Raw genomic sequence first — 23,337 nt, forward strand, 5'->3', positions numbered from 1 at the left:
AAACTAGAGTGGCACAACAGTGCGGGGAGCGCGTGGAGGACGACGCGTGCGTCGACCGATACGATCTCTCCCATCATGAAACGAAAGTACCGAGATCTCCGGAGCACCTCGTGCTGACCGAATGGCTGATGGTCGCGCTCGGGGTGCTCTTGACCGCCGGGACCGCCGTGTTCGTCGCGAGCGAGTTCTCCCTCGTCACCCTCGACCCCGCCGTCGTCGACGCCGACGGTGCCAACGGTGGCGGCCCCGACCGCCGCGACCGATCCGTCCGCGCAGGGCTCAAGCACCTGTCCACGGAGCTGTCCTCCGCGCAGGTCGGCATCACGATCACGACGATCCTGCTCGGCTACACGGCCCAGCCGGCGCTCACCGCCCTCGTCTCCGGGCCGCTGGAGAGCACGGCGCTGAGCGTCGGTGTCGGCAGCGTCCTCGCGGGCGTGATCGCTCTCATCCTGGTCAACGCCTTCTCGATGCTCTTCGGCGAGCTGATCCCGAAGAACTTCGCGCTCTCGACGCCCTACGCCACGGCTCGGGTCGCGGTACCGGCGCAGCGCCAGTTCACCAAGGTCTTCCGGCCGTTGATCGGGGTGCTCAACGGCTCGGCGAACGCACTCCTGCGACGCGTGGGCGTCGAACCGCGGGAGGAGCTTTCGGGCGCCCGGTCCGCGACCGAGCTGGCGGCGCTCGTGCGCCGGTCGGCGGAGGAGGGGACGCTCGACGTGTCGGTCGCCACGCTCCTGACCAACACGATCGACCTCGACGAGCTGACCGCCGTGGACGTGATGACCGACCGCATGCGGATGGTCGTGATGACGCGCGACGACACGGCTGCCGACGTCGTGGCCGCCGCCCGACGGACGGGCCACTCGCGCTTCCCGGTGATCGGGGAGGACCGCGACGACGTCGTCGGGCTCGTGCACCTGCGTCGTGCCGTCGCCGTGCCCTACGAGCGTCGCGACGACGTCCCGGCGGCCGCGCTGATGGTCGACGCGCCGCGGGTCCCGGACACCGTCGGCGTCGGCCCGCTCCTCGTCGAGCTCCGAGGCTTCGGTCTGCAGATGGCCGTGGTGGTCGACGAGTACGGGGGGACGGCGGGCGTGGTCACTCTCGAGGACGTCGTCGAAGAGCTTGTCGGCGACGTCGCCGACGAGCACGACGCACGGCGCTCCGGCGTCGTCCGTGCGACCGACGGGACCTGGATCGTCCCCGGGGTCCTGCGCCCCGACGAGCTGAAGGAGACGACCCGAGTCGTGGTACCCGACGAGAACGCCTACGAGACGCTGGGCGGTCTCGTCATGGAGAGGCTCGGACGCGTGCCGCGGGTCGGCGACGAGGTCGACGAGGCCGGAGTGCTCCTGCGGGTCGAGGCGATGGACGGGCGACGGGTCGAGAGACTGCGCGTCACCCCCGCACCGGTGCCTGAGGAGGACGGATCATGAGCACCGGTGTCGCGATCACGATCGGGATCCTCCTGCTGGCGGGCAACGCCTTCTTCGTCGGTGCCGAGTTCGCGGTCCTCTCCGCACGCCGTGCCTCGATCGAGCCCTTGGCCGCCGCCGGCAGCCGCCGGGCGAAGACCGTTCTGTGGGCCATGGAGCACGTGTCGTTGATGCTGGCCTGCGCCCAGCTCGGCGTCACGGTCTGCTCGACCGGTCTCGGCATCGTGGCGGAGCCCGCTCTCGCACATGTGATCGAGAAGCCGCTCGCGGCGATCGGGGTCGGTGAGGCCTGGGTGCACCCGATCGCGTTCGTCCTCGCGCTGGGCATCGTCGTCTACCTGCACGTGGTGCTCGGCGAGATGGTCCCGAAGAACCTCGCCGTCGCCTCGCCCGAGAAGGCCGTGCTCTGGTTCGGCCCGCCGCTCGTGATGATCGGCCGCGTCGTCGCGCCGATCATCGTCGCGCTGAACTGGGTCGCGAACCACGTGGTCCGGCTGGCCGGCGTCGAGCCGAAGGACGAGGTCGCCTCCACGTTCACCGCGGAGGAGGTCCAATCGATCGTGCAGCACTCGCGGGACGAGGGCGTCCTCCAGGACCAGCAGGGTCTTCTCGCGGGGGCGATCGAGTTCTCCGAGCGGACCGCGGCCGACGTCATGGTCCCCGTGGACGAGCTCGTCCGGGTCGCGGAGGGGTGCACCCCCGCGGATGTCGAGCGCATGGTCGCCAGGACGGGCTACTCGCGATTCCCGGTCGAGGACGCGCGCGGCGAGATCGTCGGATATCTGCACGTCAAGGACGTCCTGTACGCGGTCGACGACGCACGGCTGGCCCCGATCCCGGGATGGCGCGTCCGCGCGCTGGCCACCTCGACGCCGGACGCCGAGGTCGAGGACACGCTCCGTGCGATGCAGCGCTCCGGTGCCCACCTGGCCCGGGTCGACGCGGTCGGCGGGGTCCAGGGCGTGGTGTTCCTGGAGGACATCCTCGAGGAGCTCGTCGGCGAGGTTCGCGACGCGATGCAGCGCGGTCGTCACGGGTCGTCCGGATCTCGGCAGTGACCCGGTGGTGACCGCATTTCGAGACGTCGCGGGCGCCTGACGCACCGTTGAACAAGGTGTGACGCAGGTCTCTGGCGCGGTTCGTCGGCGGCCTGTGGACGAGACTTGGCTTCCCCGTGGCTATTGGTTAGTGTTCCCGCCAGATGGGCCCGCAGGGTCGCCAACGAGGTCGAGAGCGACACCGTCGCGAGGGGAGGTGAGGCGTGACCGCCAACGTGGACTCACGGACCGCACTTCCCACCCGACGCGAGCTGCGTGAGGCGCAGGGAGCGACCCGTTCTCGGAGGGCGCCGGCCTCGCAGGCCACCCCCGCAGCACCGGCACGTCGCTCGACGGAGCCTTCGCGGTCCCGGACCGCACAGCGTGCTCCGCTCTCGCAGAACCACCGGTGGGCGTCACGGGCCGTCGTGCTCTCGACGCTCGCCGCCGCGACCATCGCCATGCCGCTCACGAGCGGGAACGCGGAGGGCTCCGCGAGCGCCGCACCGTTCAGCGGCGATCGAGGACCGAGCACGCTCGACGTCGTCAAGGCGGGGTCGTCGTCCGCCGGGACCTCGCAGTTCGTGGCTGCCGCGCCCCGTTCGGCGTCGACCAGCGCGAGCCGTTCGGTCGAGCGCGAGATCCTCCCCGGGTGCGACGCCGACGTCCGGCCGGCGGGGACCAACGGGAACCTCAGCGATCACGGCCTCTGCGACCTCTGGGACGACGGTGACCGGCTCCGGTCGGACGCGGCCGTGGCGCTCGCCGCGATGAACGAGGCGTTCACGGCAAAGTTCGGGCGGAACATCTGTCTCGTCGCGAGCTACCGGACGTTGAGCGAGCAGTACACGCTCGCCTACACGCGCGCCGGCTTCGCCGCGCGTCCGGGGACGTCGATGCACGGCTGGGGGCTCGCGATCGACCTCTGCGGCGAGGAGACCTCGAACAGCGAGATCTACGGCTGGATCAGGGAGAACTCGGAGACCTACGGCTGGGAGAACCCGGACTGGGCCCAGGCCGGCGGGTCGGGGGCGTACGAGCCGTGGCACTTCGAGTTCGCCGCCGGCGTCGCGGAGATGGGCGGCTAGCTACTCCCGTCGCGGAGCGTGGAGTTCTCGCCGAAGTCCTGGCGGTACTGAGGTCCGTCGGCGTCGAGCTGCCGCAGATGGTCGGCGGCCCAGGACGCGTAGGGGCGACAGGCGAGCGACTCGTTGCCGAACCGGACGTCGTCGGTGATCTCGGTGGTGCAGAACTGCGGGATCTCGAGGTCGGTCACGGGACCCGAGCGCTCGCACTCGGCGATCACCAGCGGGTGGTTCGCGCCGCCGAACTCGTCGACGACCCACCCGTCCTCGCCGAGCCAGACGGCGTAGCGGTTCTTGACGATCCGGCGGCCCCCGCGGCGCACCATCTCGAGGCCGACGAGGACGTCGAGCTCGCGCTCCGCCTCGTACCGGGTGCCGCCGGCGGTCGGCCCCTTGGCGGTGAGGGTGCAGAAGTCGATGGCCTCCGCGTGCTCGGCCAGGACCTCGAGCGGGTCCGACGTGCCGTCGAGGACCGCTCCCGTGGAGGTCGCCTGGACGCGGACGCGGAGCGCGTAGCCCTCGTCGGCAAGGAAGTAGCTCTGGACGACGAGGGAGGGGGTGACGTCGGCGACGAGGTCGCGGGGCACGTGCCGGAGGAGGAATCTGCGCTCGAACTCGAAGTCGCCGTACCCGGTGTCCGTCACGCTGGCTCCTCGCGCTCGGGAGCCGGCCCGGCCGGTGCCGGCTCGGTGTGCGGTGCTCTGCACGATGCTGTGCTGCGGGTGCCCTCGATAGGATTCGAACCTACGACCTTCCGCTCCGGAGGCGGACGCTCTATCCACTGAGCTACGAGGGCCTGCGTCCCGGGGGACGCGATGGATGACGATACCAGTTCTTGGAGGTCGCCCATGACCACGGGCGCGGGACCGATACGATTTGCAGGTGACACCTGACGAGCTCTCCCGCGCCCTCGGCGCCGCCCTGCATGCTGCCGTCGCCGACGGTTCCCTCGACCTCCCCGCCGACGCGGTGCCCGACACGGTGCACGTCGAGCGACCTCGTCAGCGTGAGCACGGCGACTGGGCGACGAACGTCGCGCTCCAGCTCGGCAAGAAGGCGGGGACGACGCCACGTGCCCTCGCCGAGGACCTGGCCCGTCGACTGGTCGAGACCGAGGGGGTCAGGTCGGCCGACGTCGCGGGCCCCGGCTTCTTGAACATCACCCTGGACGCCGCGGCCGCGGGCGAGCTCGCCCGCACGATCGTCACGGCCGGGTCGTCCTACGGCCGCGGCGACGCCGAGGCGGGCAAGCGGGTGAACCTCGAGTTCGTCTCCGCGAACCCGACGGGCCCCATCCACATCGGCGGCGTCCGCTGGGCCGCCGTCGGGGACTCGTTGGCGCGCGTGCTCGAGGCGTCGGGCGCCGACGTGACGCGGGAGTACTACTTCAACGACCACGGTGCGCAGATCGACCGCTTCGCCCGATCGCTCCTGGCCCGCGCCAAGGGGGAGGAGGCCCCGGAGGACGGGTACGGCGGCCAGTACATCTCCGACATCGCCGATGCCGTGATCGCCGACTGCGTCGCGGCGGGCGACCCCGACCCGCGGACGCTCGACGACGCCGCGGCGCAGGAGGTCTTCCGGTCGCGCGGGGTCGACCGCATGTTCGGTGAGATCAAGGCGTCCCTGCACGACTTCGGTGTCGACTTCGACGTCTACTTCCACGAGGACCACCTGCACGAGACGGGCGCGGTCGACCGCGCCGTCGCGCGGCTGCGTGAGGCCGGCCACGTCTACGAGGCCGACGGCGCGACCTGGCTGCGCACCACCGAGTTCGGGGACGACAAGGACCGGGTGATCATCAAGTCCGACGGTGACGCCGCGTACATCGCGGGCGACATCGCGTACTACCTCGACAAGCGCGAGCGCGGCGCCGACGACGTCATCATCATGCTGGGGGCCGACCACCACGGGTACGTCGCCCGCATGATGGCCGTCTGCGCGGCCTTCGGCGACACCCCCGAGAAGAACCTGCAGATCCTCATCGGGCAGATGGTGAACCTCGTCAAGGACGGGGACGCCGTGCGGATGTCGAAGCGCGCCGGCACGGTCGTGACGCTCGAGGACCTGGTGGAGGCCGTCGGGGTCGACGCCGCGCGGTACTCGCTGGCCCGCTCCTCGGTGGACTCGAGCATCGACCTCGACCTCGACCTGCTCGCGCGGTCCACCAACGAGAACCCCGTCTACTACGTCCAGTACGCCCACGCCCGGACCGTCAACGTGGCGCGCAACGCCGCGTCGCACGGGGTGGCCCGCCTCACCGACGACGGCGCCGAGGCGTTCGACCCGGCGCTGCTGGACCAGCCGACCGAGGCCGCCCTGCTCGGGCGCCTGACCGAGTTCCCCCGGATCGTCGCGCAGGCGGCGGAGCTGCGCGAGCCGCACCGTGTCGCCCGCTACCTGGAGGCCCTCGCAGGCGACTATCACAAGTGGTACGGCGAGTGCCGCGTGACCCCGCTCGGCGAGGAGCCCGTCACCGACACGCACCGGACCCGGCTGTGGCTCAACGACGCGACGCGCCAGGTGCTCGCGAACGGCCTCGGCCTGCTCGGCGTCAGCGCCCCGGAGCGCATGTGAGCGCGCTCGGCGGGACCCCGGTCCTGCGGGAGACCGCGCCCGGCCACGTGTGGCCGGTCGGGACGAGCCTGACCGACGACGGCGCGCTCGTGCTCGGGGGCGCCGACGTCCGCGAGATCGCCCAGGTGCACGGCACTCCCTGCTTCGTCCTCGACGAGCTCACGTTCAGACGGCGAGCGCGCATGTTCGTCGGCGCGTTCGAGCAGGCGTTCGGCGCGATCGGCAGCGGTGTCGACGTCTACTACGCCGGAAAGTCGTTCCTGTCCGTCGCCGTCGCCCGGTGGGCCCGCGAGGAAGGGCTGCGTGTCGACACGTGCACGGGCGGCGAGCTCGCCGTCGCGCTGCGTGCCGACGTCCCCGGCGCGGAGATCGGTCTGCACGGCAACAACAAGTCCGACGACGAGATCGCCCGGGCGATCGAGGCGCGGGTCGGCCGCATCGTCCTCGACTCGCCGGCCGAGATCGAGCGGGTGGCGCGTCTCGCCGCGATCGCCGGGCGCGACGAGACGGACCCGGTCCCCGTCATGGTGCGCGTGACGACCGGCATCCACGCCGGTGGCCACGAGTTCATCTCGACGGCCCACGAGGACCAGAAGTTCGGCGTCCCGCTCGCGGGCGGCGCGGCGCTCGCGACGCTCGAGGCGGTGCTCGCGCACCCGGCGCTCGAGCTGCTGGGCGCCCACAGCCACATCGGCTCGCAGATCCAGGACGCGGCCGCGTTCGAGGCCGCCGCACGGGCGATGCTCGGACTGCGCGCCGACCTCGCACGGTCGAGCGGGGTCCTGGTGCCCGAGCTCGACCTCGGCGGCGGCTACGGCATCGCGTACACGCCTGAGGACGTGCCGATCGACGTCGACGGGGTGGCCCGGGCGCTCGCCGCCACGGTGCGCGACGCGTGCGCCGAGCTCGGGACGAGCGTCCCGCGCATCTCCATCGAACCCGGTCGTTCGATCGTCGGTCCTGCCGGCGTCACGCTCTACTCCGTGGGTGTCGTCAAGGCGGTCACGGTCGGTGGCGCGTCCGACGACGAGACCGCCGTCCGGACGTACGTCTCGGTGGACGGGGGCATGAGCGACAACATCCGGCCGGCCCTCTACGGCGCGCGCTACCTCGGTCGTCTCGCCAACCGCCCGGGCGACGACGCCTCGTTGCGCGCGCGCGTCGTCGGCAAGCACTGCGAGAGCGGCGACATCGTGCTCCCCGACGTCGAGCTGCCGACCGACGTGACCCCGGGCGACCTGATCGCGGTTCCGGCGACGGGCGCCTACGGGCGGTCGATGGCGAGCAACTACAACCACGTCCTCCGGCCGCCCGTCATCGGCGTGAAGGACGGCGAGCTGCGTGTGCTCGTTCGCCGCGAGACGGAGGACGACCTGCTCGCGCTCGACCTCGGCTGACGCCAGACCTCGCGCGGGTGACCACGGTTCGGGCAGAATCTGGACGCGGTGGGGGCGAGCACTATCCTGGGTGCGCGGTGACCGCCGTCCGACGCCAACCCTGATCGAGAGCTGGTACTTCGTGTCTTCCCCCTCGTCCACCGACCGCCGTCCACTGCGCGTGGCCCTGCTCGGCTGCGGGGTCGTGGGGTCGCAGGTAGCGCGGATGCTGACCGAGCATGCCGCGGACCTGGCGGCTCGCGCCGGCGCGCCCCTCGAGCTCGTCGGTGTGGCCGTCCGTGACGTGTCCGTCCCGCGCGAGGGCGTCGACCCGGCGCTGCTCACGACGGACGCGGGGCCGCTCGTCGACGCCGCCGACATCGTCGTCGAGGTGATGGGCGGGGACGAGCCCGCGCGCGGGCTGATGCTCCGCGCGATCGCCGGCGGCGCTGCCGTCGTCACGGCGAACAAGGCGCTCCTCGCGTCGGACGGTCCGGCGCTCTACGCCGCCGCCGACGAGGCCGGTGTCGACATCTACTTCGAGGCCGCCGTCGCCGGCGCGATCCCGATCGTGCGGCCCGTGCGGGAGTCTCTCGCGGGGGACTACGTGCGCAAGGTGCTCGGGATCGTCAACGGGACCACGAACTACGTCCTCGACCAGATGTCGACGACGGGCCTGGGCCTCGACGAGGCTGTCGCGCAGGCCCAGCAGCTGGGGTACGCGGAGGCCGACCCGACCGCTGACGTCGGCGGGCACGACGCCGCGGCGAAGGCCGCCATCCTTGCCAGCCTCGCCTTCCACACCCGGGTGACGCTCGACGACGTCGCGTGCGAGGGAATCACGTCGATCACGGCCGACGACGTGGCCTGGGCGGCGAAGACGGGCCACGTCGTCAAGCTCCTGGCGATCGCCGAACGAACCCCCGACGGGGTCTCGGCCCGCGTGCACCCGGCGCTCGTGCCCGCCGACCACCCGCTGGCCGGTGTGCGCGGCGCGTTCAACGCGGTGTTCGTCGAGGCCGAGGCCGCCGGCGACCTCATGTTTTACGGCCAGGGGGCGGGGGGCGCGCCGACGGCGTCGGCGGTCCTCGGCGACGTCGTCTCCGCCGCGCGGCATCGTGTCCTCGGGGGCAAGGGCCCCGAGGAGTCGACCTATGCCGCCCTTCCCGTCGTCCCGGCGTCGTCGGCGATCACGCGCTACCAGGTCCGCCTGCTCGTGGTCGACCGTCCCGGGGTCCTGGCACAGGTCGCGCACCTGCTCGCCGACCAGGGTGTCTCCATCGAGGCCGTGCGGCAGGCGCCGTCGGATCGTCCGGCCGGCGTCGACGAGCCGAGCGGGCTCGCCCACCTGATCATCACCACCCACACGGCGACGGAGGCTGCCCTCGCGGGGACGGTCGAGGCTGTCGCCGCGCTGGATCCCGTCCGGGAGATCACGTCCGTCCTGAGAGTCGAGGGAGCCTGATGGCCCACCAGTGGCGCGGCGTCATCGCCGAGTACGCCGATCGTCTGCCCGCGCACCTGCTCGAGCGCACCGTCACGCTCGGCGAGGGCGGGACACCGCTCGTCGAGGCGCCGGTGCTCTCCGGGCGGACCGGTGCTCGCGTGTTCCTCAAGGTCGAGGGGATGAATCCCACCGCGTCGTTCAAGGACCGTGGCATGACGGCCGCGATGTCGGCGGCAGCCGCGCGCGGGGCGGAGGCGGTCGTCTGTGCCTCCACCGGCAACACCTCCGCGTCGGCGGCGGCGTACGCGACGCGCGCCGGGATGGTTTGTGCGGTGCTCGTGCCCGACGGCAAGATCGCCATGGGCAAGCTCAGTCAGGCGATCGCGCACGGGGCCAGGCTGCTCCAGGTCGACGGGAACTTCGACGACTGTCTGGTCGCCGCGCGCAAGCTGGCCGACAGCTACGCCGTCGAGCTCGTGAACTCGGTGAACCCGGACCGGATCGAGGGGCAGAAGACCGCTGCGTTCGAGATCGTCGACGCGCTGGGCGACGCCCCCGACATCCACGTCCTACCGGTCGGCAACGCCGGCAACATCACGGCGTACTGGAAGGGCTTCCGCGAGTACGCGGGGCAGGGTGACCCGGGCGCTCCCGGTGCGGACCTGCCGGCGGTCGCGACGCGGACACCCGCGATGTGGGGCTTCCAGGCCGCCGGTGCGGCACCGATCGTGCTCGGGCACCCGGTGACGGAGCCCGAGACCGTCGCGACGGCCATCCGGATCGGCAACCCGGCGTCCTGGGCGCAGGCGGAGGCCGCGCGCGACGAGTCCGGCGGTGTCATCGAGTCGGTGACGGACGAGCAGATCCTCGCGGCGCACCGTGTCCTGTCCGCCGAGGCGGGCGTGTTCGTCGAGCCGGGATCGGCCGCGAGCGTCGCCGGTCTCCTCTCGCGTGCCGAGCGTGGGCTCGTGCCCGCCGGGGCGACGGTCACCGTGACCGTCACCGGCCACGGGCTGAAGGACCCGCAGTGGGCCCTGCGCACCCTGGACGGCGCGGACGTCGAGCCGACCCGCGTCGGGGCCGACGTCGTGTCCATCGCCGACGCGCTCGGGCTCTGACGGAGGACAGCATGCGGCTCGGTTCCGACCACGTACGCGTCAGGGTCCCGGCGACGAGCGCGAACCTCGGCCCGGGGTTCGACGCGCTCGGGCTCGCCCTCGGGATCTACGACGACCTCGAGGTGCGGGCGATCGCCCGGCCGGAGGTCGTCGTCGAGGTCGAGGGCGAGGGGGCCGGCGAGGTTCCGACCGACGAGACGCACCTCGTCGTCCGTGCGCTCCAGGCCGCGGTCGAGGTCGCCGGTGCGCCCCTGACGGGCCTGCACGTGCGCTGCGTCAACCGCATCCCGCACGGCCGCGGACTGGGGTCGTCGGCGGCCGCCGTCGTCGCGGGGATCACCGCGGCACGAGCGCTCGTCGAGGACCCGGACGTCCTCTCGGACGAGGTGACGCTCGAGCTGGCCACGGAGTTCGAGGGGCACCCCGACAACGCTGCCCCCGCCGTCCTGGGTGGTGCCACGGTCGCGTGGCGCGCCGCGCGAGGGCCCCGGGCGATCCCGCTCGCGGTGCATGCCGACGTCGTCCCGACCGTCGTGGTGCCGACGCACCGTCTCGCCACCTCGCGTGCACGGGGGGTCCTGCCGGCTCAGGTCCCGCACGCGGACGCCGCGCTGAACGCGGGGCGTGCCGCGCTGCTCACCGCAGCGCTCTCCGTGCGGCCCGACCTCCTGCTCGAGGCGACCGAGGACCGACTCCACCAGCAGTATCGGGCCGAGGTCATGTCTGCGTCGTACGAGCTGGTCCGGGGCCTGCGCGACGCTGGGCACGCGGCGACCATCTCGGGCGCCGGGCCGACGGTGCTGATCCTCGCGACGGCGTCGGACGGCGCCAGGATCGCCCATGACCTGCGAGAACTCGTCGACGAGCGGACCTGGCGGGTGCTGACCCCCGGGATCGACCATGGGGGAGTGCACGCGACGCGCGTCACACGACGGGGTTCCGCCGTCTCGCAGTGATAGCATGAGCGAAGTTGTCGACCATCTCGTGGTCTACCGAGCCCGAATCTCGGGACATCTGCGCTCGGCGTGGAGCGTCTTCCGCGGGCCGACAGCTTCCGCCCGCACCGCCTTGCCTGATCATGGCTCGTGATGCGCGGCTCGACACACCACCCCGGCCGTCCAGCGCCGGGCGACCACCCACCGCCCCGCCGTGTCATCGGTCGGGCGTACCCGAGGGGGAAGGGTCCTTCGTGACAGACACCACCGAAACGGCCGCGCCGACCGGCGGCAGCCAGAACTCCCGCGCGCTGGGGTCCCTCCGCATCCCCGAGCTGCAGGCCATCGCGTCGCAGATGGGCGTGAAGGGGACCTCCAAGATGCGCAAGAGCGACCTGGTCGCCGCCATCTCCTCGCACGGCGGCTCCTCGCACGGCGGCTCCTCGCCGAGCGCTCCGAAGCGCGCACCGAGGTCGGCACCCACGGCGGCTCCTGCCGTGGGTGCCGAGACGGGCGGCGCGCCGGACGCGGACGCACCGCAGAAGCGCTCCCGTGCGCCGCGCGGCGACGCCGCGAGCGCCGTGGCCGCAGCGCTCTCCGAGACGACCGGTGCCCGTGCCGGCGCCGTGGACGAGCGCGTCTCGAAGTCCGACGACCGCGCCCAGCGTGCCGCCCAGGCGGCCCGCTCGGTCGAGGGGGTCGGCGACGAGGGATCGCGTCGCAAGACGGCAAAGGACGACCGGGACGGCTCGCGTGCCAAGGGTGACGCGCAGAAGTCGGAGAAGTCGAAGAACGACGCGGCGCGCACCGACAGGCAGCACGGTGGCGACGCGGGCCGCGGGCAGGACCAGAAGGCCGACGGCGGTCAGCAGGGCGGCAGCCAGAGCTCCCGTCAGGGAGAGCGCCAGAACGATCGCCAGGGAGACCGTCAGGGCGACGGGCGCAACCAGGACGAGGGCCGGGGGAGCCGTCGGCGCCGCGGTCGTGACCGTGGTCGCGACCGCAAGCGGAGCCGTCCCCGTGGCCCGGGCGCGGACATCGCCAGTCTCGACGAGGTCGAGCTGCAGGAGGACGACGTCCTGCTGCCCGTCGCGGGAATCCTCGACATCATGGACAACTACGCGTTCGTCCGGACCTCGGGCTACCTGCCGGGCAACAGCGACGTCTACGTCTCGCTCGGCCAGGTGAAGAAGTCGGGCCTGCGGCGCGGTGACGCGGTGACCGGTGCGGTCCGCCAGCCCCGTGACGGTGAGACCCCGAGCCAGGGCAACTCGCGGATCAACAAGTTCAACGCGTTGGTACGCCTCGACACGATCAACGGCATGCCCCCGGAGCAGGCGCGCCAGCGCGCCGACTTCGGCAAGCTCACGCCGCTGTACCCGCAGGAGCGTCTGCGCCTCGAGAACACCGAGGCCACGCGTCTGACCCCGCGCATCATCGACATCGTCGCGCCGATCGGCAAGGGGCAGCGCGGTCTCATCGTGGCTCCGCCGAAGGCGGGCAAGACGATCATCATGCAGCAGATCGCCAATGCGATCACGACCAACAACCCTGAGGTCCATCTCATGGTCGTCCTGGTCGACGAGCGGCCTGAAGAGGTCACCGACATGGAGCGGACCGTCAAGGGCGAGGTCATCGCCTCGACCTTCGACCGTCCTGCGTCGGACCACACGATCGTCGCCGAGCTGGCGATCGAGCGGGCGAAGCGTCTGGTCGAGCTGGGCCAGGACGTCGTCGTGCTGCTCGACTCGTTGACGCGTCTGTCGCGCGCCTACAACCTGGCGGCACCGGCGTCGGGCCGGATCCTCTCGGGTGGTGTCGACGCCTCGGCGCTCTACCCGCCCAAGCGGTTCTTCGGCGCGGCCCGGAACATCGAGAACGGCGGGTCCCTGACGATCCTGGCCTCGGCGCTGGTCGAGACGGGGTCGAAGATGGACGAGGTCATCTTCGAGGAGTTCAAGGGGACCGGGAACATGGAGCTGCGGCTCTCCCGCAACCTCGCGGACAAGCGGATCTTCCCCGCCGTGGACGTCAACGCCTCCGGCACGCGGCGTGAAGAGGTCCTCCTCAGCCGCGACGAGCTCGGCATCGTCTACAAGCTGCGTCGCGTCATGGGCGCGCTCGACCAGCAGCAGGCCATCGAGCTGCTCCTGGGCAAGCTCAAGGACACCAGCTCGAACGTCGAGTTCCTGCTGCAGGTCCAGAAGACCACCCCGGCGAACTTCGCCGACGGCGACCAGCCGGGTCGCACGGTCTGACCGGTCCGCGCAGGGGACGGGATGATTCCCGGCCCCCGCGCGGTTCTGGCACAATGTAACCGGCTTCCGGTTCACGGCTGCGGCATTCGCAGGCGACCCGGGGCATCCACACAAGGAGAGATTCGTGAAGGCTGACATCCACCCCGAGTACGTGGTGACCGAGGTGTCCTGCACCTGTGGCAACACCTTCGTCACGCGCAGCACCGAGACGTCCGGCAAGATCAACGCCGACGTCTGCAGCGAGTGCCACCCGTTCTACACGGGCAAGCAGAAGATCCTCGACACCGGTGGCCGTGTGGCACGGTTCGAGGCGCGCTACGGCAAGCGCAACAAGTAGTTCTCCCGACGACGCCGGCGGCGTCGGCCGCGACAACCTCTCTAGGGGCAGTCTGCAGGCCGCGCCGTCGGCGTCGTCTTTGTCTGACCACCCACCGATAGCTCTCGAAGGGCACGCCCCGTGACCGAGCAGTTTGCCGCCGTCCACCCGATGCTGGCCGAGCACGCCGAGATCGAGCAGCAGCTCGCCGACCCGTCGGTGCACGCCGACGCCGGGCGGGCCCGGTCCCTGGGCCGCCGGTACGCCGAGCTCAACCAGGTCGTCGGTGCCTACCGCGCATGGCGCGAGGCCACCGACGACGCCGAGGCGGCCGAGGAGCTCGCCGCAGAGGACGAGGCGTTCGCCGCCGAGCTGCCCGGGCTGCAGGAGGCCGCCGCGGCCGCGTCCGAGCGCCTGCGTCGTGTCCTCGTGCCGCGTGACCCGGACGACGGGCGAGACATCATCCTCGAGATCAAGGCCGGCGAGGGCGGCGCCGAGTCGGCGCTCTTCGCGGGGGACCTCCTGCGGATGTACCTGAGATACGCGGAACGGCGGGGCTGGTCGACGGAGATCATCGAGTCGACGGATGCCGAGCTCGGAGGCGTCAAGGACGTCCAGGTCGCGGTGAAGTCCCGCGGGAACGTGGCGCCCGAGGACGGTGCGTGGGCGAACCTCAAGTACGAGGGCGGGGTGCACCGTGTCCAGCGGGTGCCGGTCACGGAGTCACAGGGACGGATCCACACCTCGGCCGTCGGAGTGCTCGTGTTCCCGGAGGTCGAGGACGTCACCGAGGTCGAGATCGACCAGAACGACCTGCGGATCGACGTGTACCGCTCCTCGGGTCCCGGCGGGCAGTCGGTGAACACCACCGACTCCGCGGTACGCATCACCCACGTCCCGACGGGGATCGTCGTCTCGATGCAGAACGAGAAGTCGCAGCTGCAGAACAGGGAGCAGGCGATGCGCGTCCTCCGCGCCCGGCTCCTCGCGGCGCAGCAGGAGGCCGCGGCCTCCGAGGCTGCCGACATCCGCCGGTCGCAGGTCCGGACGGTCGACCGCTCCGAGCGGATCCGCACCTACAACTACCCCGAGAACCGGATCGCCGACCACCGGACGGGCTACAAGGCGTACAACCTGGACCACGTGCTCGACGGAGATCTCGAGCCGGTCGTCCGGTCGGCGATCGAGGCGGACGAGGCCGCTCGGCTCGCAGGCGCGGGCTCATGACGGGCGCGGACGTACTCGTCCGCGACGCCGTCGACCGCTTCGACCGTGCCGGGATCGCGTCGCCGCGTGCGGACGCCGAGCTGCTGCTCGCCTTCCTCCTCGACGTGCCGCGGTCCGAGGTGGTGCGCCGCGTGCTGCTCTGCAGCGAGGTGCCCGAGGAGCTCCGGGGCCGGTGGGACGCGCTCGTCGTGCGCCGTGCCGCGCGTGTGCCGCTGCAGCACCTGACGGGACGGGCGGCCTTCCGGCACGTCGATCTCGAGGTGGGTGCCGGCGTCTTCGTGCCCCGACCGGAGACGGAGGTCGTCGCCGGCGAGGCGATCGACGCCGCCCTGCGGGTCAACGGCCGTGCAGAGGTCGTCGTCGTCGACCTCTGCGCGGGCTCGGGTGCGATCGCCCTCGCCGTGGCCGACGAGGTTCCCTCCGCCAGTGTTCACGCGGTCGAGCTCGACCAGGAGGCGTACGGGTTCGCGCGACGCAACGTCGCTGCGCAGGGCGACTCCGTCCGGCTCGTCCGCGGTGACGCACGGACCGCGTTCGCCGACCTGGACGGCAGGGTCGACGTCGTCGTCTCCAACCCGCCGTACGTCCCGTCCGACGCCGTCCCCAAGGATCCCGAGGTGGCCCGGCACGACCCAGGTGTCGCGTTGTACGGGCTCGGTGCGGACGGCTTCGAGGTCCCGCGGGGGATCACCGCCGCGGCAGCCAGGCTGCTGCGGCCCGGGGGAGTGTTCGTGATGGAGCACGCAGAGGTGCAGGCCGACCTCGCGCGGCGGACGGCTGCCGACGCCGGACTCGTCGACGTCCGGACGCTCGACGACCTCACGGGCCGCCCGCGCGCTGTCGTGGCACGACAGCCGGACGTGAAAGACTGACGCGCGTGGTGAAACTGCACGATGCACGCTCGGAGAACTCCTGGGGCCCTGCGATCGACGAGGCGGTCAACGCGCTCGGACGTGGTGGCCTCGTCGTCCTGCCCACGGACACGGTCTACGGGATCGGCGCCGACGCCTTCGACGCGGACGCCGTCGCCGCCCTCCTTGCCGCCAAGGGCCGAGGACGGCAGATGCCGCCGCCCGTCCTCGTGCCGGACGCCCGGACGCTCGACGGCCTGGCCGTCGACGTCCCCCCCGGTGTCCGCGACCTGGTCGAGGCGTTCTGGCCCGGCGGACTGACGATCATCTGCCGCGCCCAGCCCTCGCTCGCGTGGGACCTCGGGGAGACGCAGGGAACGGTCGCACTGCGGATGCCCGACCACCCGGCCGCGCTCGCACTGCTGCGCCGCACCGGGCCGCTGGCCGTCTCGAGCGCCAACCGTACGGGCAGCCCTGCCGCCTCGACCGCCGCGGACGCGGCCGAACAGCTCGGCGACGCGGTCGCGGTCTACCTCGACGGCGGGCAGGCCCCCGGCGGCGTGGCCTCCACCATCGTGGACGCGACGGCACCCACCCTGCGGATCGTCCGGCAGGGGGCCGTCGGCCGGGAGCAGCTCGAGGCCGTCACGGAGATCGAACCACCGGTGGAGGCCGGCCCGTGAGGGTCTACCTCCTCATCATGCTGGTGGCGGCCACCGCCACCTTCCTGCTGACCCCGTTCTCCCGGTGGGTCGCGCTGCGCAGCGGCGCGATGACGGCAGTGCGTGAGCGCGACGTCCACACGGTCCCCACGCCACGACTCGGCGGCCTGGGCATGACGCTCGGGTTCGCGATCGCCGTGATCTTCGCGAGCACGATGCCCTTTCTCGACGGCGTCTTCGCGGAGCGGCAGGCCTGGGCGGTGGTCGGTGGCGCGCTGCTGGTGTGCGCGCTCGGGATCGCGGACGACATCTGGGACCTCGACTGGATGGCCAAGCTCGCCGGGCAGGCGCTCGCCGCCTGCTTCATGGCCCTCGGGGGGGTCCAGCTGATCACCCTGCCGATCGGCGGACTGACGATGACGTCGCCCGCCGTCTCCCTCTTCGTCACGGTCCTCGTCGTCGTGATCGCGATGAACGCGGTGAACTTCGTGGACGGTCTCGACGGCCTCGCCGCCGGGATGATCGCGATCGGCGGCTCCGCGTTCTTCCTCTACACCTACCTCCTGACCGTGCAGTCGAGCGCCTCGGACTACTCCGACCTCGCGACGCTGATCATGGCTGCGCTCGTCGGGATCTGCGTCGGGTTCCTGCCCCACAACTTCCACCGCGCGCGGATCTTCATGGGCGACTCCGGGTCGATGGTGCTCGGGCTCATCATCGCCGCCGCGGGCATCGTCGTGACCGGCAACATCGACCCGGCCGTCCCGAGCGCCGCGGCGTTCCCGGCGTTCATCCCGCTCCTCCTGCCGGTCGCGGTGCTCCTGCTGCCCCTCCTGGACATGACGATGGCGGTCCTGCGTCGTCTCGCCCAGGGGCACAGCCCGTTCCACCCTGACCGTCTCCACCTGCACCACCGCATGCTCGCCCTCGGGCACTCGCACCGGCGGGCGGTGCTGATCCTCTACGTGTGGACGGCCGTGTTCGCCTTCGGGACCGCGGCGCTCGTGGTGTGGCCCTGGCGGTGGGTGCTGCTCGGCACCGCCGTCGCCGCCGTCGGGGCGCTCGTGGTCACGCTCGGCCCGCTCCGCACCCGTGGCCGATTCCTCGACGACGCCCCTGAAGTCCCTGCACCCTCGCCCAGCACAGCCGGAGATCACCGATGAACACGACCCCAGCGCCCTCGTCCGGGGCCTCCGCCCCGAGCTCTGCCCGCCGCGTCTTCCGGGCAGCACTCCGCGACGTCCTCGTCATGCTCGCCGGCCTTACCGTGCTCGGAGTCGCGGTGGGAGCCCTCGTCGCGGGGCTCCCCGGGGTCTGGGGTGCGCTGCTCGGCGTCGGTGTCGCGGTGATCTTCTCGGTGACGACCGTCTGGACGATGTATCGGACGGCGGACTCGACGCCGACCACGATGGCGGCGGTCGTGATGGGCGGGTGGCTCGTCAAGATGGTGCTGGTCGTCGTCGCGCTCGTCGCACTGCGACAGGCCGACTTCTACGACAAGTACGTGTTCGCGGTCGTGCTGCTGGTCGGGGCGGTCGCCTCGGCGTACGTCGACTACCGCGCCGTCGAGCGCGGCCGTGTGCCCTACGTGGAGCCCTCGGAGGGTGACGGGACAACCGGAACGACGGGCGCGAGCTGATGCCGGCCGGCGCCCCGCACCCGTGGTCCCCGGACCACGGGACGCAGATTCCGGGTGCGCGTTCATTTTCACAAGAACGATGCGTTAGGCTTACCCCGAATCCATGACGGCAAGGTCCATCGGTGTGCCCCCTCAAGAGTGGTACGCCAGACCCAGACCCCTGGGAGTCCCCCCTGTTTACGCTTGCGGCCCCCCTGACCGTCGTCGCGTCCGCTGAGGGCGAAGGCGGCGGCTTCCACGCCCCGTCGATTACCGACTTCTTCCCGCCCGCGATCTTCTTCGAGGGCACGATCTTCGAGTTCAACCGGGTCATGCTGATCCGGGTCATCATGACGATCGTGCTGCTCGCGATCTTCGTCATCGCCGCGCGGCGCGCCAAGCTCGTCCCCGGACGGTTCCAGAACGCGATCGAGATGATCCTCGACTTCGTCCGGATCAACATCGTCGGCGAGATCATGGGTGAGGAGCGCGGGCGTCGCTACGTCCCGATGATCACGGTGATCTTCCTGACCGTGCTCACGTTCAACATCTCGGGCGTGATCCCGTTCATGAACCTCGCGGGAACGGCGCTGATCGGGCTCCCGGTCATGCTGGCGCTCTGGGTCTTCGTGACCTACTGGGTCGCGGGAATCCGGAAGCACGGTTTCGGCGGGTACCTCAAGGCCAACCTGTTCCCCCCGGGTGTGCCGAAGCCGATCTACGTCATCGTGGCGCCGATCGAGCTCCTGCAGATCCTCATCATCCGGCCCGCGTCGCTCGCGATCCGACTCATGGCGAACATGGTCGCCGGGCACATCATGCTCGTGCTCTGCTTCTCGGCCACCAGCTACTTCTTGTTCGAGGCTGCTCCGGCGCTGAAGGCCTTCGGCGTCCTCACGTTCGCCGGCGGCTTCGCCTTCACACTCTTCGAGCTCCTCGTCGCCGCACTGCAGGCGTACATCTTCGGCCTCCTGGCCTCGGTGTACATCAACCTGTCGCTCGACGAAGAACACTGACACAGGGGCCTCGACGAGGCCCTCGCACCCCCGCTGAAAACACGAGACGACAGACCGCCCGGTCTGTCGCCCAACGGAAGGAACGATCGTGGACGTCACCACTCTCGCTGAGGTCACCGGCAACATCGGGACTGTGGGCTACGGCCTCGCAGCAATCGGCCCGGGCATCGGCCTCGGCATCCTCATCGGCAAGACGATCGAGGGTATGGCTCGTCAGCCCGAGGCTGCCGGTCAGCTTCGCGCGACGATGTTCCTCGGCGTCGCGTTCGTCGAGCTCCTCGCGCTGCTCGGCATCGTCGCCGGCTTCCTCTTCGTCTGATGCCGACGGTGCACAGCGCCGTTCTCGCGGCGGAGGACTCCGCAGTCGAAGGTATCGATCTGCTGATCCCAGCGTGGTACGACATCATCTGGTCGTCCGTCGTGCTGGTCATCATCGCGATCGTCTTCTACAAGTACATCCTGCCGAAGTTCCAGGCGGTACTCGACGAGCGGACCGAGAAGATCGAGGGCGGGCTCGCCCAGGCAGAGACGGCCCAGGCCGAGGCCGCTGCGGCGCTGGAGGAGTACCACCAGCAGCTGCAGGAGGCTCGGACCGAGGCCGCGAAGATTCGCGAGGAGGCACGGGCTGAGGGCTCGGCCATCGTCGCGGAACTGCGCACCAAGGCTCAGGACGACGCCACGCGCATCCTCGAGACGGCTCACCGCCAGGTCGAGGCCGAGCGCCAGCAGGCGTCGATCTCGCTCCGCGCGGACGTCGGATCGCTCGCCACGGAGCTCGCGTCCAAGATCGTCGGGGAGTCTCTGGAGGACCACGCGCGTCAGTCGCGTGTCGTCGACCGTTTCCTCGCCGACCTCGAGTCGGAGAACACGGCAGGCGTCGGCAGCAACGGTCAGGAGGGCTGATGCGCGGGACGAGCGGAGCATCGCTGGAGCAGGCACGGGAGCTTTTCGAGCCGATCCTGCGGGACGCGGGCGCCGAGGCGCTCGAGCTCGGACGGCAGCTCTACACGGTCGTCGGCGCGCTCGACGGTTCCGCGACGCTCCGTCGGTCCCTCACTGACCCCTCGCGTTCCGGCGAGGACAAGGCGGCGCTCGTCGCCGGTGTCCTCGGCGGCTTCGACGGTCGCGTCGTCGACCTCGTCTCCGGTCTGGCGCGTTCGCGCTGGTCCGAGGCGGTCGACCTGGCGAACGCTCTCGAGCGGCTGGCGGTGGACGCGGTTCTCGCGTCGGCCGAGTCGCGCGGTGCGCTCGAGACCGTCGAGGACGAGCTGTTCACGCTCGGTCGCGGTCTGGACGGCTCTCGCGAGGCACGGCAGGCCCTGTCCGACGACAGCGTCGCGCCGGATCGTCGTGTCGCCCTCGTCGCCGAGGTGCTGCACGGCACCGCGGACGAGGCGACGGCCTTCCTCGCAGAGCAGGGCACGCGTGCCCTGCGCGGTCGCCGCTACCCGCAGGTGCTGCGCTGGCTCGGAGAGGTCGCGGCTGAACGTCGCGGCCGGCTCGTCGCCAGCGTGACCGCGGCGGTCCCGTTGACCACGGAGCAGCAGGAACGGATTTCGGCCGCACTGGAGAGCGCGTACGGTCGCGCCGTCCAGATCAATGTGTCCATCGATCCGGAGGTCCTCGGCGGCCTCCGGGTTCAGGTCGGTGCCGATGTCATCGATTCGACGATCGTCGCCCGCCTTGCCGACGCACGCCGTCGGCTCGCCGGCTGACCAGGGCATTGGCTCCGGCCGGTGCACGACCATGAACTTCGACCGCGAGAAGCGGCCACGACAGGAGATAGAGAATGGCTGAGCTGACGATCCGGCCGGAGGAGATCCGGTCCGCGCTGGACAGCTTCGTAAAGTCTTACGAGCCGGAAGGTGCCGTTGCAGAAGAGGTGGGCCGTGTCGCCATGGCCGCCGACGGCATTGCCCAGGTTGAGGGCCTTCCGGGCGCTATGGCGAACGAGCTGCTCAAGTTCGAGGACGGGACTCTCGGCCTCGCACTGAACCTCGACGTACGCCAGATCGGTGTCGTCATCCTCGGTGAGTTCACCGGTATCGAGGAGGGGCAGGAGGTTCGCCGGACGGGCGAGGTCCTCTCGGTCCCCGTCGGTGACAACTACCTCGGCCGTGTGGTCGACCCGCTCGGCGACCCGATCGACGGGCTCGGCGAGATCGAGGCGGAGGGGCGTCGCGCCCTCGAGCTCCAGGCGCCCGGCGTCATGGACCGCAAGTCGGTCGACGAGCCGCTGCAGACCGGCATCAAGGCGATCGACTCGATGATCCCCGTCGGCCGTGGCCAGCGTCAGCTCATCATCGGTGACCGCCAGACCGGCAAGACGGCGATCGCGATCGACACGATCATCAACCAGAAGGCCAACTGGGACTCGGGCGACCCCGACAAGCAGGTTCGCTGCATCTACGTCGCCGTGGGCCAGAAGGGCTCGACCATCGCCTCGGTGCGTGGAGCGCTCGAAGAGGCCGGCGCGCTGGAGTACACGACGATCGTCGCTGCTCCGGCCTCCGACCCGGCGGGCTTCAAGTACCTCGCCCCGTACACCGGTTCGGCCATCGGGCAGCACTGGATGTACGCCGGCAAGCACGTCCTGGTCATCTTCGACGACCTGTCGAAGCAGGCCGACGCGTACCGTGCCGTGTCGCTGCTCCTCCGTCGCCCGCCGGGCCGCGAGGCCTACCCCGGTGACGTCTTCTACCTGCACTCCCGCCTGCTCGAGCGTTGTGCAAAGCTGTCGGACGCGCTGGGCGGCGGTTCGATGACGGGTCTGCCGATCATCGAGACGAAGGCCAACGACGTCTCGGCGTTCATCCCGACCAACGTCATCTCGATCACGGACGGTCAGATCTTCTTGCAGTCCGACCTCTTCAACGCCGACCAGCGTCCTGCGGTCGACGTGGGTATCTCGGTCTCGCGTGTCGGTGGTGCCGCACAGGTCAAGGCCATGAAGAAGGTCTCGGGAACGCTCAAGCTCGAGCTCGCGCAGTTCCGGTCGCTTGAGGCGTTCGCGATGTTCGCCTCGGACCTGGACGCGTCCTCGCGTGGTCAGCTGGCACGTGGTGCCGTGCTGATGGAGCTCCTCAAGCAGGGGCAGTACACGCCGTACCCCGTCGAGGACCAGGTCGTCTCGATCTGGGCCGGCACCAACGGCCACCTGGACGACGTGCCTGTCGAGGACGTGCGCCGGTTCGAGTCGGAGTACCTCGACCACCTGCGCCGGTCGACCAGCGTCCTGACGGACATCGCGAGCACCGGAAAGCTCGAGGACTCGACCACGGAGGCGCTCGTCGCGTCGATCGACGAGTTCCGCCAGGGCTTCCTGAAGGCTGACGGCTCACCTCTGATCGGTGGAGACGCCGACGATGAGTCGGTCCAGGTCGAGCAGGAGCAGATCGTTCGCCAGAAGAAGGCCTGACGATGGCCGGGGCACAACGCGTCTACAAGCAGCGGATCAAGTCGACGCAGTCGCTGAAGAAGATGTTCCGTGCGCAGGAGTTGATCGCCGCGTCTCGGATCGGCAAGGCTCGTGAGCGGACGGCTGCGGCCGAACCGTACGCGACGGCGATCACCACGGCCGTCTCGGCCGTGGCGACGCACACGTCGGACTCCCACCCGCTGACGTCGGAGCGGACGGACACCCAGCGGGTCGCCGTCCTCGTCGTGGCCTCGGACCGTGGAATGGCCGGCGCCTACTCGGCGTCGATCATCCGCGAGGCCGAGCGTCTGATCGCTCGTCTCCAGGAGGCAGGCAAGGAGGTCTCTCTGTACGTCGCAGGCCGACGTGCGGAGTCCTACTTCCGGTTCCGTGGGCGTGAGCTCGCCGGGACGTGGACGGAGGGTTCCGACTCACCGTCGTCCGAGACGGCCGGGGAGATCTCGTCGACGCTCCTCAACGCCTTCCTCGCTCCGGCGGAGGAGGGCGGCGTCGCCGAGATGCACGTCGTGTACACGCAGTTCGTCAGCATGGTGTCGCAGGTTCCGCGCGTCGTCCGGATGCTTCCTCTGGAGGTCGTCGAGGGCGTCGTCGAGCCGGGAGACGACGACGTGCTGCCGCTCTACGACTTCGAACCGTCGGCGGAGTCCGTCCTCGACGCGCTCCTGCCGCGCTACGTCCGGAGCAGGATCTTCTCGTTCCTCCTCGAGGCCGCCGCGTCGGAGCTCGCCGCACGTCAGCGGGCGATGCACACGGCCGTCGACAACGCGGAGGACCTGGTGCGCAACTACACGCGCCTTGCCAACCAGGCTCGACAGAGCGAGATCACCCAGGAGATCTCCGAGATCGTCTCGGGCGCGGACGCGCTCGCATCATGACCACCCAGACAAGCATCGAACGTGCCGGAGTCATCTCCGGCCCTGTGAAGCGAGGCCAGAA

The 23,337-nt window shown here is 70.8% G+C and carries 22 protein-coding genes and 1 tRNA gene; 21 read left to right on the forward strand and 2 right to left on the reverse strand.

Annotated elements, in window-relative coordinates; translation table 11 throughout:
* Nucleotides 1-110: 110 nt before the first annotated feature.
* The 3 genes from BLU20_RS06085 (at nucleotide 111) to BLU20_RS06095 (ending at nucleotide 3,564) form a co-directional block, all read left to right on the forward strand.
* Nucleotides 111-1,439, forward strand: a complete 1,329-nt coding sequence (locus BLU20_RS06085; protein WP_172829036.1) for a hemolysin family protein — start codon at nucleotides 111-113, stop codon at nucleotides 1,437-1,439.
* Nucleotides 1,436-2,497, forward strand: coding sequence for a hemolysin family protein (locus BLU20_RS06090; protein ID WP_083371960.1), 1,062 nt, complete (start codon nucleotides 1,436-1,438; stop codon nucleotides 2,495-2,497). Before BLU20_RS06085 ends, BLU20_RS06090 begins: the two co-directional genes overlap by 4 nt.
* A gap of 203 nt (nucleotides 2,498-2,700) precedes the next feature.
* On the forward strand, nucleotides 2,701-3,564 hold the full coding sequence (locus BLU20_RS06095) for a M15 family metallopeptidase (protein WP_083371961.1): 864 nt from the start codon (nucleotides 2,701-2,703) through the stop codon (nucleotides 3,562-3,564).
* Here BLU20_RS06095 and BLU20_RS06100 read toward each other — a convergent pair.
* Nucleotides 3,561-4,205 (reverse strand): CYTH domain-containing protein, encoded by a 645-nt coding sequence (locus BLU20_RS06100; RefSeq protein ID WP_083371962.1) that lies wholly within the window; start codon nucleotides 4,203-4,205, stop codon nucleotides 3,561-3,563. The two genes, BLU20_RS06095 and BLU20_RS06100, sit on opposite strands and share 4 nt — an antisense overlap.
* Nucleotides 4,206-4,284: 79 nt before the next feature.
* Nucleotides 4,285-4,357: transfer RNA gene (locus BLU20_RS06105), tRNA-Arg, on the reverse strand.
* 86 nt (nucleotides 4,358-4,443) lie between these two features.
* Between BLU20_RS06105 and argS the strand changes: the two genes are divergently transcribed.
* The 18 genes from argS (at nucleotide 4,444) to BLU20_RS06195 (ending at nucleotide 23,276) form a co-directional block, all read left to right on the forward strand.
* Nucleotides 4,444-6,138, forward strand: coding sequence for an arginine--tRNA ligase (gene argS / locus BLU20_RS06110; protein ID WP_083371963.1), 1,695 nt, complete (start codon nucleotides 4,444-4,446; stop codon nucleotides 6,136-6,138).
* Entirely contained in the window at nucleotides 6,135-7,535 is a 1,401-nt protein-coding gene (gene lysA / locus BLU20_RS06115) for a diaminopimelate decarboxylase (protein WP_407946473.1), read from the forward strand. Before argS ends, lysA begins: the two co-directional genes overlap by 4 nt.
* Before the next feature lie 121 nt (nucleotides 7,536-7,656).
* Nucleotides 7,657-8,979 carry a homoserine dehydrogenase gene (locus BLU20_RS06120; protein ID WP_083372941.1) on the forward strand — a complete coding sequence of 441 codons (1,323 nt, stop codon included), beginning with the start codon at nucleotides 7,657-7,659 and terminating at the stop codon, nucleotides 8,977-8,979.
* Entirely contained in the window at nucleotides 8,979-10,079 is a 1,101-nt protein-coding gene (gene thrC / locus BLU20_RS06125) for a threonine synthase (protein WP_083371964.1), read from the forward strand. The genes BLU20_RS06120 and thrC overlap by 1 nt, the downstream gene beginning before the upstream one ends.
* An 11-nt stretch (nucleotides 10,080-10,090) precedes the next feature.
* Nucleotides 10,091-11,035: a homoserine kinase gene (gene thrB, locus BLU20_RS06130; RefSeq protein WP_083371965.1), complete on the forward strand. Its 945-nt coding sequence runs from the start codon at nucleotides 10,091-10,093 to the stop codon at nucleotides 11,033-11,035.
* 233 nt (nucleotides 11,036-11,268) lie between these two features.
* Nucleotides 11,269-13,272: a transcription termination factor Rho gene (gene rho, locus BLU20_RS06135; protein ID WP_231959322.1), complete on the forward strand. Its 2,004-nt coding sequence runs from the start codon at nucleotides 11,269-11,271 to the stop codon at nucleotides 13,270-13,272.
* 124 nt (nucleotides 13,273-13,396) lie between these two features.
* Nucleotides 13,397-13,609 carry a 50S ribosomal protein L31 gene (rpmE, locus tag BLU20_RS06140; RefSeq protein WP_029253184.1) on the forward strand — a complete coding sequence of 71 codons (213 nt, stop codon included), beginning with the start codon at nucleotides 13,397-13,399 and terminating at the stop codon, nucleotides 13,607-13,609.
* Nucleotides 13,610-13,729: 120 nt separating this feature from the next.
* On the forward strand, nucleotides 13,730-14,815 hold the full coding sequence (gene prfA, locus BLU20_RS06145) for a peptide chain release factor 1 (protein WP_083371967.1): 1,086 nt from the start codon (nucleotides 13,730-13,732) through the stop codon (nucleotides 14,813-14,815).
* Entirely contained in the window at nucleotides 14,812-15,687 is an 876-nt protein-coding gene (gene prmC, locus BLU20_RS06150) for a peptide chain release factor N(5)-glutamine methyltransferase (protein WP_083371968.1), read from the forward strand. Before prfA ends, prmC begins: the two co-directional genes overlap by 4 nt.
* 5 nt (nucleotides 15,688-15,692) lie before the next feature.
* Nucleotides 15,693-16,349, forward strand: a complete 657-nt coding sequence (locus BLU20_RS06155) for an L-threonylcarbamoyladenylate synthase (protein WP_157270348.1) — start codon at nucleotides 15,693-15,695, stop codon at nucleotides 16,347-16,349.
* A complete protein-coding gene (locus tag BLU20_RS06160) occupies nucleotides 16,346-17,491 on the forward strand; it encodes an MraY family glycosyltransferase (RefSeq protein ID WP_052367029.1) in 1,146 nt (381 codons plus the stop codon). Before BLU20_RS06155 ends, BLU20_RS06160 begins: the two co-directional genes overlap by 4 nt.
* Complete coding sequence (locus tag BLU20_RS06165; RefSeq protein WP_083371969.1) at nucleotides 17,488-17,967, forward strand: hypothetical protein; 480 nt, start codon at nucleotides 17,488-17,490, stop codon at nucleotides 17,965-17,967. Before BLU20_RS06160 ends, BLU20_RS06165 begins: the two co-directional genes overlap by 4 nt.
* Nucleotides 17,968-18,089: 122 nt before the next feature.
* On the forward strand, nucleotides 18,090-18,962 hold the full coding sequence (atpB, locus tag BLU20_RS06170) for a F0F1 ATP synthase subunit A (protein ID WP_231959323.1): 873 nt from the start codon (nucleotides 18,090-18,092) through the stop codon (nucleotides 18,960-18,962).
* An 88-nt stretch (nucleotides 18,963-19,050) separates the two neighbouring features.
* Entirely contained in the window at nucleotides 19,051-19,281 is a 231-nt protein-coding gene (locus BLU20_RS06175) for an ATP synthase F0 subunit C (RefSeq protein WP_029253191.1), read from the forward strand.
* Nucleotides 19,281-19,865 carry a F0F1 ATP synthase subunit B gene (locus tag BLU20_RS06180; RefSeq protein WP_043109811.1) on the forward strand — a complete coding sequence of 195 codons (585 nt, stop codon included), beginning with the start codon at nucleotides 19,281-19,283 and terminating at the stop codon, nucleotides 19,863-19,865. The genes BLU20_RS06175 and BLU20_RS06180 overlap by 1 nt, the downstream gene beginning before the upstream one ends.
* Nucleotides 19,865-20,677 carry a F0F1 ATP synthase subunit delta gene (locus BLU20_RS06185; RefSeq protein WP_083371970.1) on the forward strand — a complete coding sequence of 271 codons (813 nt, stop codon included), beginning with the start codon at nucleotides 19,865-19,867 and terminating at the stop codon, nucleotides 20,675-20,677. The genes BLU20_RS06180 and BLU20_RS06185 overlap by 1 nt, the downstream gene beginning before the upstream one ends.
* A gap of 74 nt (nucleotides 20,678-20,751) precedes the next feature.
* On the forward strand, nucleotides 20,752-22,380 hold the full coding sequence (gene atpA, locus BLU20_RS06190; protein WP_029253194.1) for a F0F1 ATP synthase subunit alpha: 1,629 nt from the start codon (nucleotides 20,752-20,754) through the stop codon (nucleotides 22,378-22,380).
* A 2-nt stretch (nucleotides 22,381-22,382) separates the two neighbouring features.
* On the forward strand, nucleotides 22,383-23,276 hold the full coding sequence (locus tag BLU20_RS06195; protein ID WP_029253195.1) for a F0F1 ATP synthase subunit gamma: 894 nt from the start codon (nucleotides 22,383-22,385) through the stop codon (nucleotides 23,274-23,276).
* The last annotated feature ends 61 nt before the right edge of the window (nucleotides 23,277-23,337 follow it).

This window comes from Paraoerskovia marina, assembly GCF_900105445.1.
Taxonomy (GTDB): domain Bacteria; phylum Actinomycetota; class Actinomycetes; order Actinomycetales; family Cellulomonadaceae; genus Paraoerskovia; species Paraoerskovia marina.

Bases quoted from the DNA above. Each gene is read 5' to 3' on its own strand.
- BLU20_RS06090 (WP_083371960.1), top strand. From the start codon at position 1,436: ATGAGCACCGGTGTCGCGATCACGATCGGGATCCTCCTGCTGGCGGGC.
- thrC (WP_083371964.1), top strand. From the start codon at position 8,979: ATGGCCCACCAGTGGCGCGGCGTCATCGCCGAGTACGCCGATCGTCTG.
- thrB (WP_083371965.1), top strand. From the start codon at position 10,091: ATGCGGCTCGGTTCCGACCACGTACGCGTCAGGGTCCCGGCGACGAGC.
- prmC (WP_083371968.1), top strand. From the start codon at position 14,812: ATGACGGGCGCGGACGTACTCGTCCGCGACGCCGTCGACCGCTTCGAC.
- BLU20_RS06165 (WP_083371969.1), top strand. From the start codon at position 17,488: ATGAACACGACCCCAGCGCCCTCGTCCGGGGCCTCCGCCCCGAGCTCT.
- BLU20_RS06180 (WP_043109811.1), top strand. From the start codon at position 19,281: ATGCCGACGGTGCACAGCGCCGTTCTCGCGGCGGAGGACTCCGCAGTC.
- BLU20_RS06185 (WP_083371970.1), top strand. From the start codon at position 19,865: ATGCGCGGGACGAGCGGAGCATCGCTGGAGCAGGCACGGGAGCTTTTC.
- atpA (WP_029253194.1), top strand. From the start codon at position 20,752: ATGGCTGAGCTGACGATCCGGCCGGAGGAGATCCGGTCCGCGCTGGAC.
- BLU20_RS06195 (WP_029253195.1), top strand. From the start codon at position 22,383: ATGGCCGGGGCACAACGCGTCTACAAGCAGCGGATCAAGTCGACGCAG.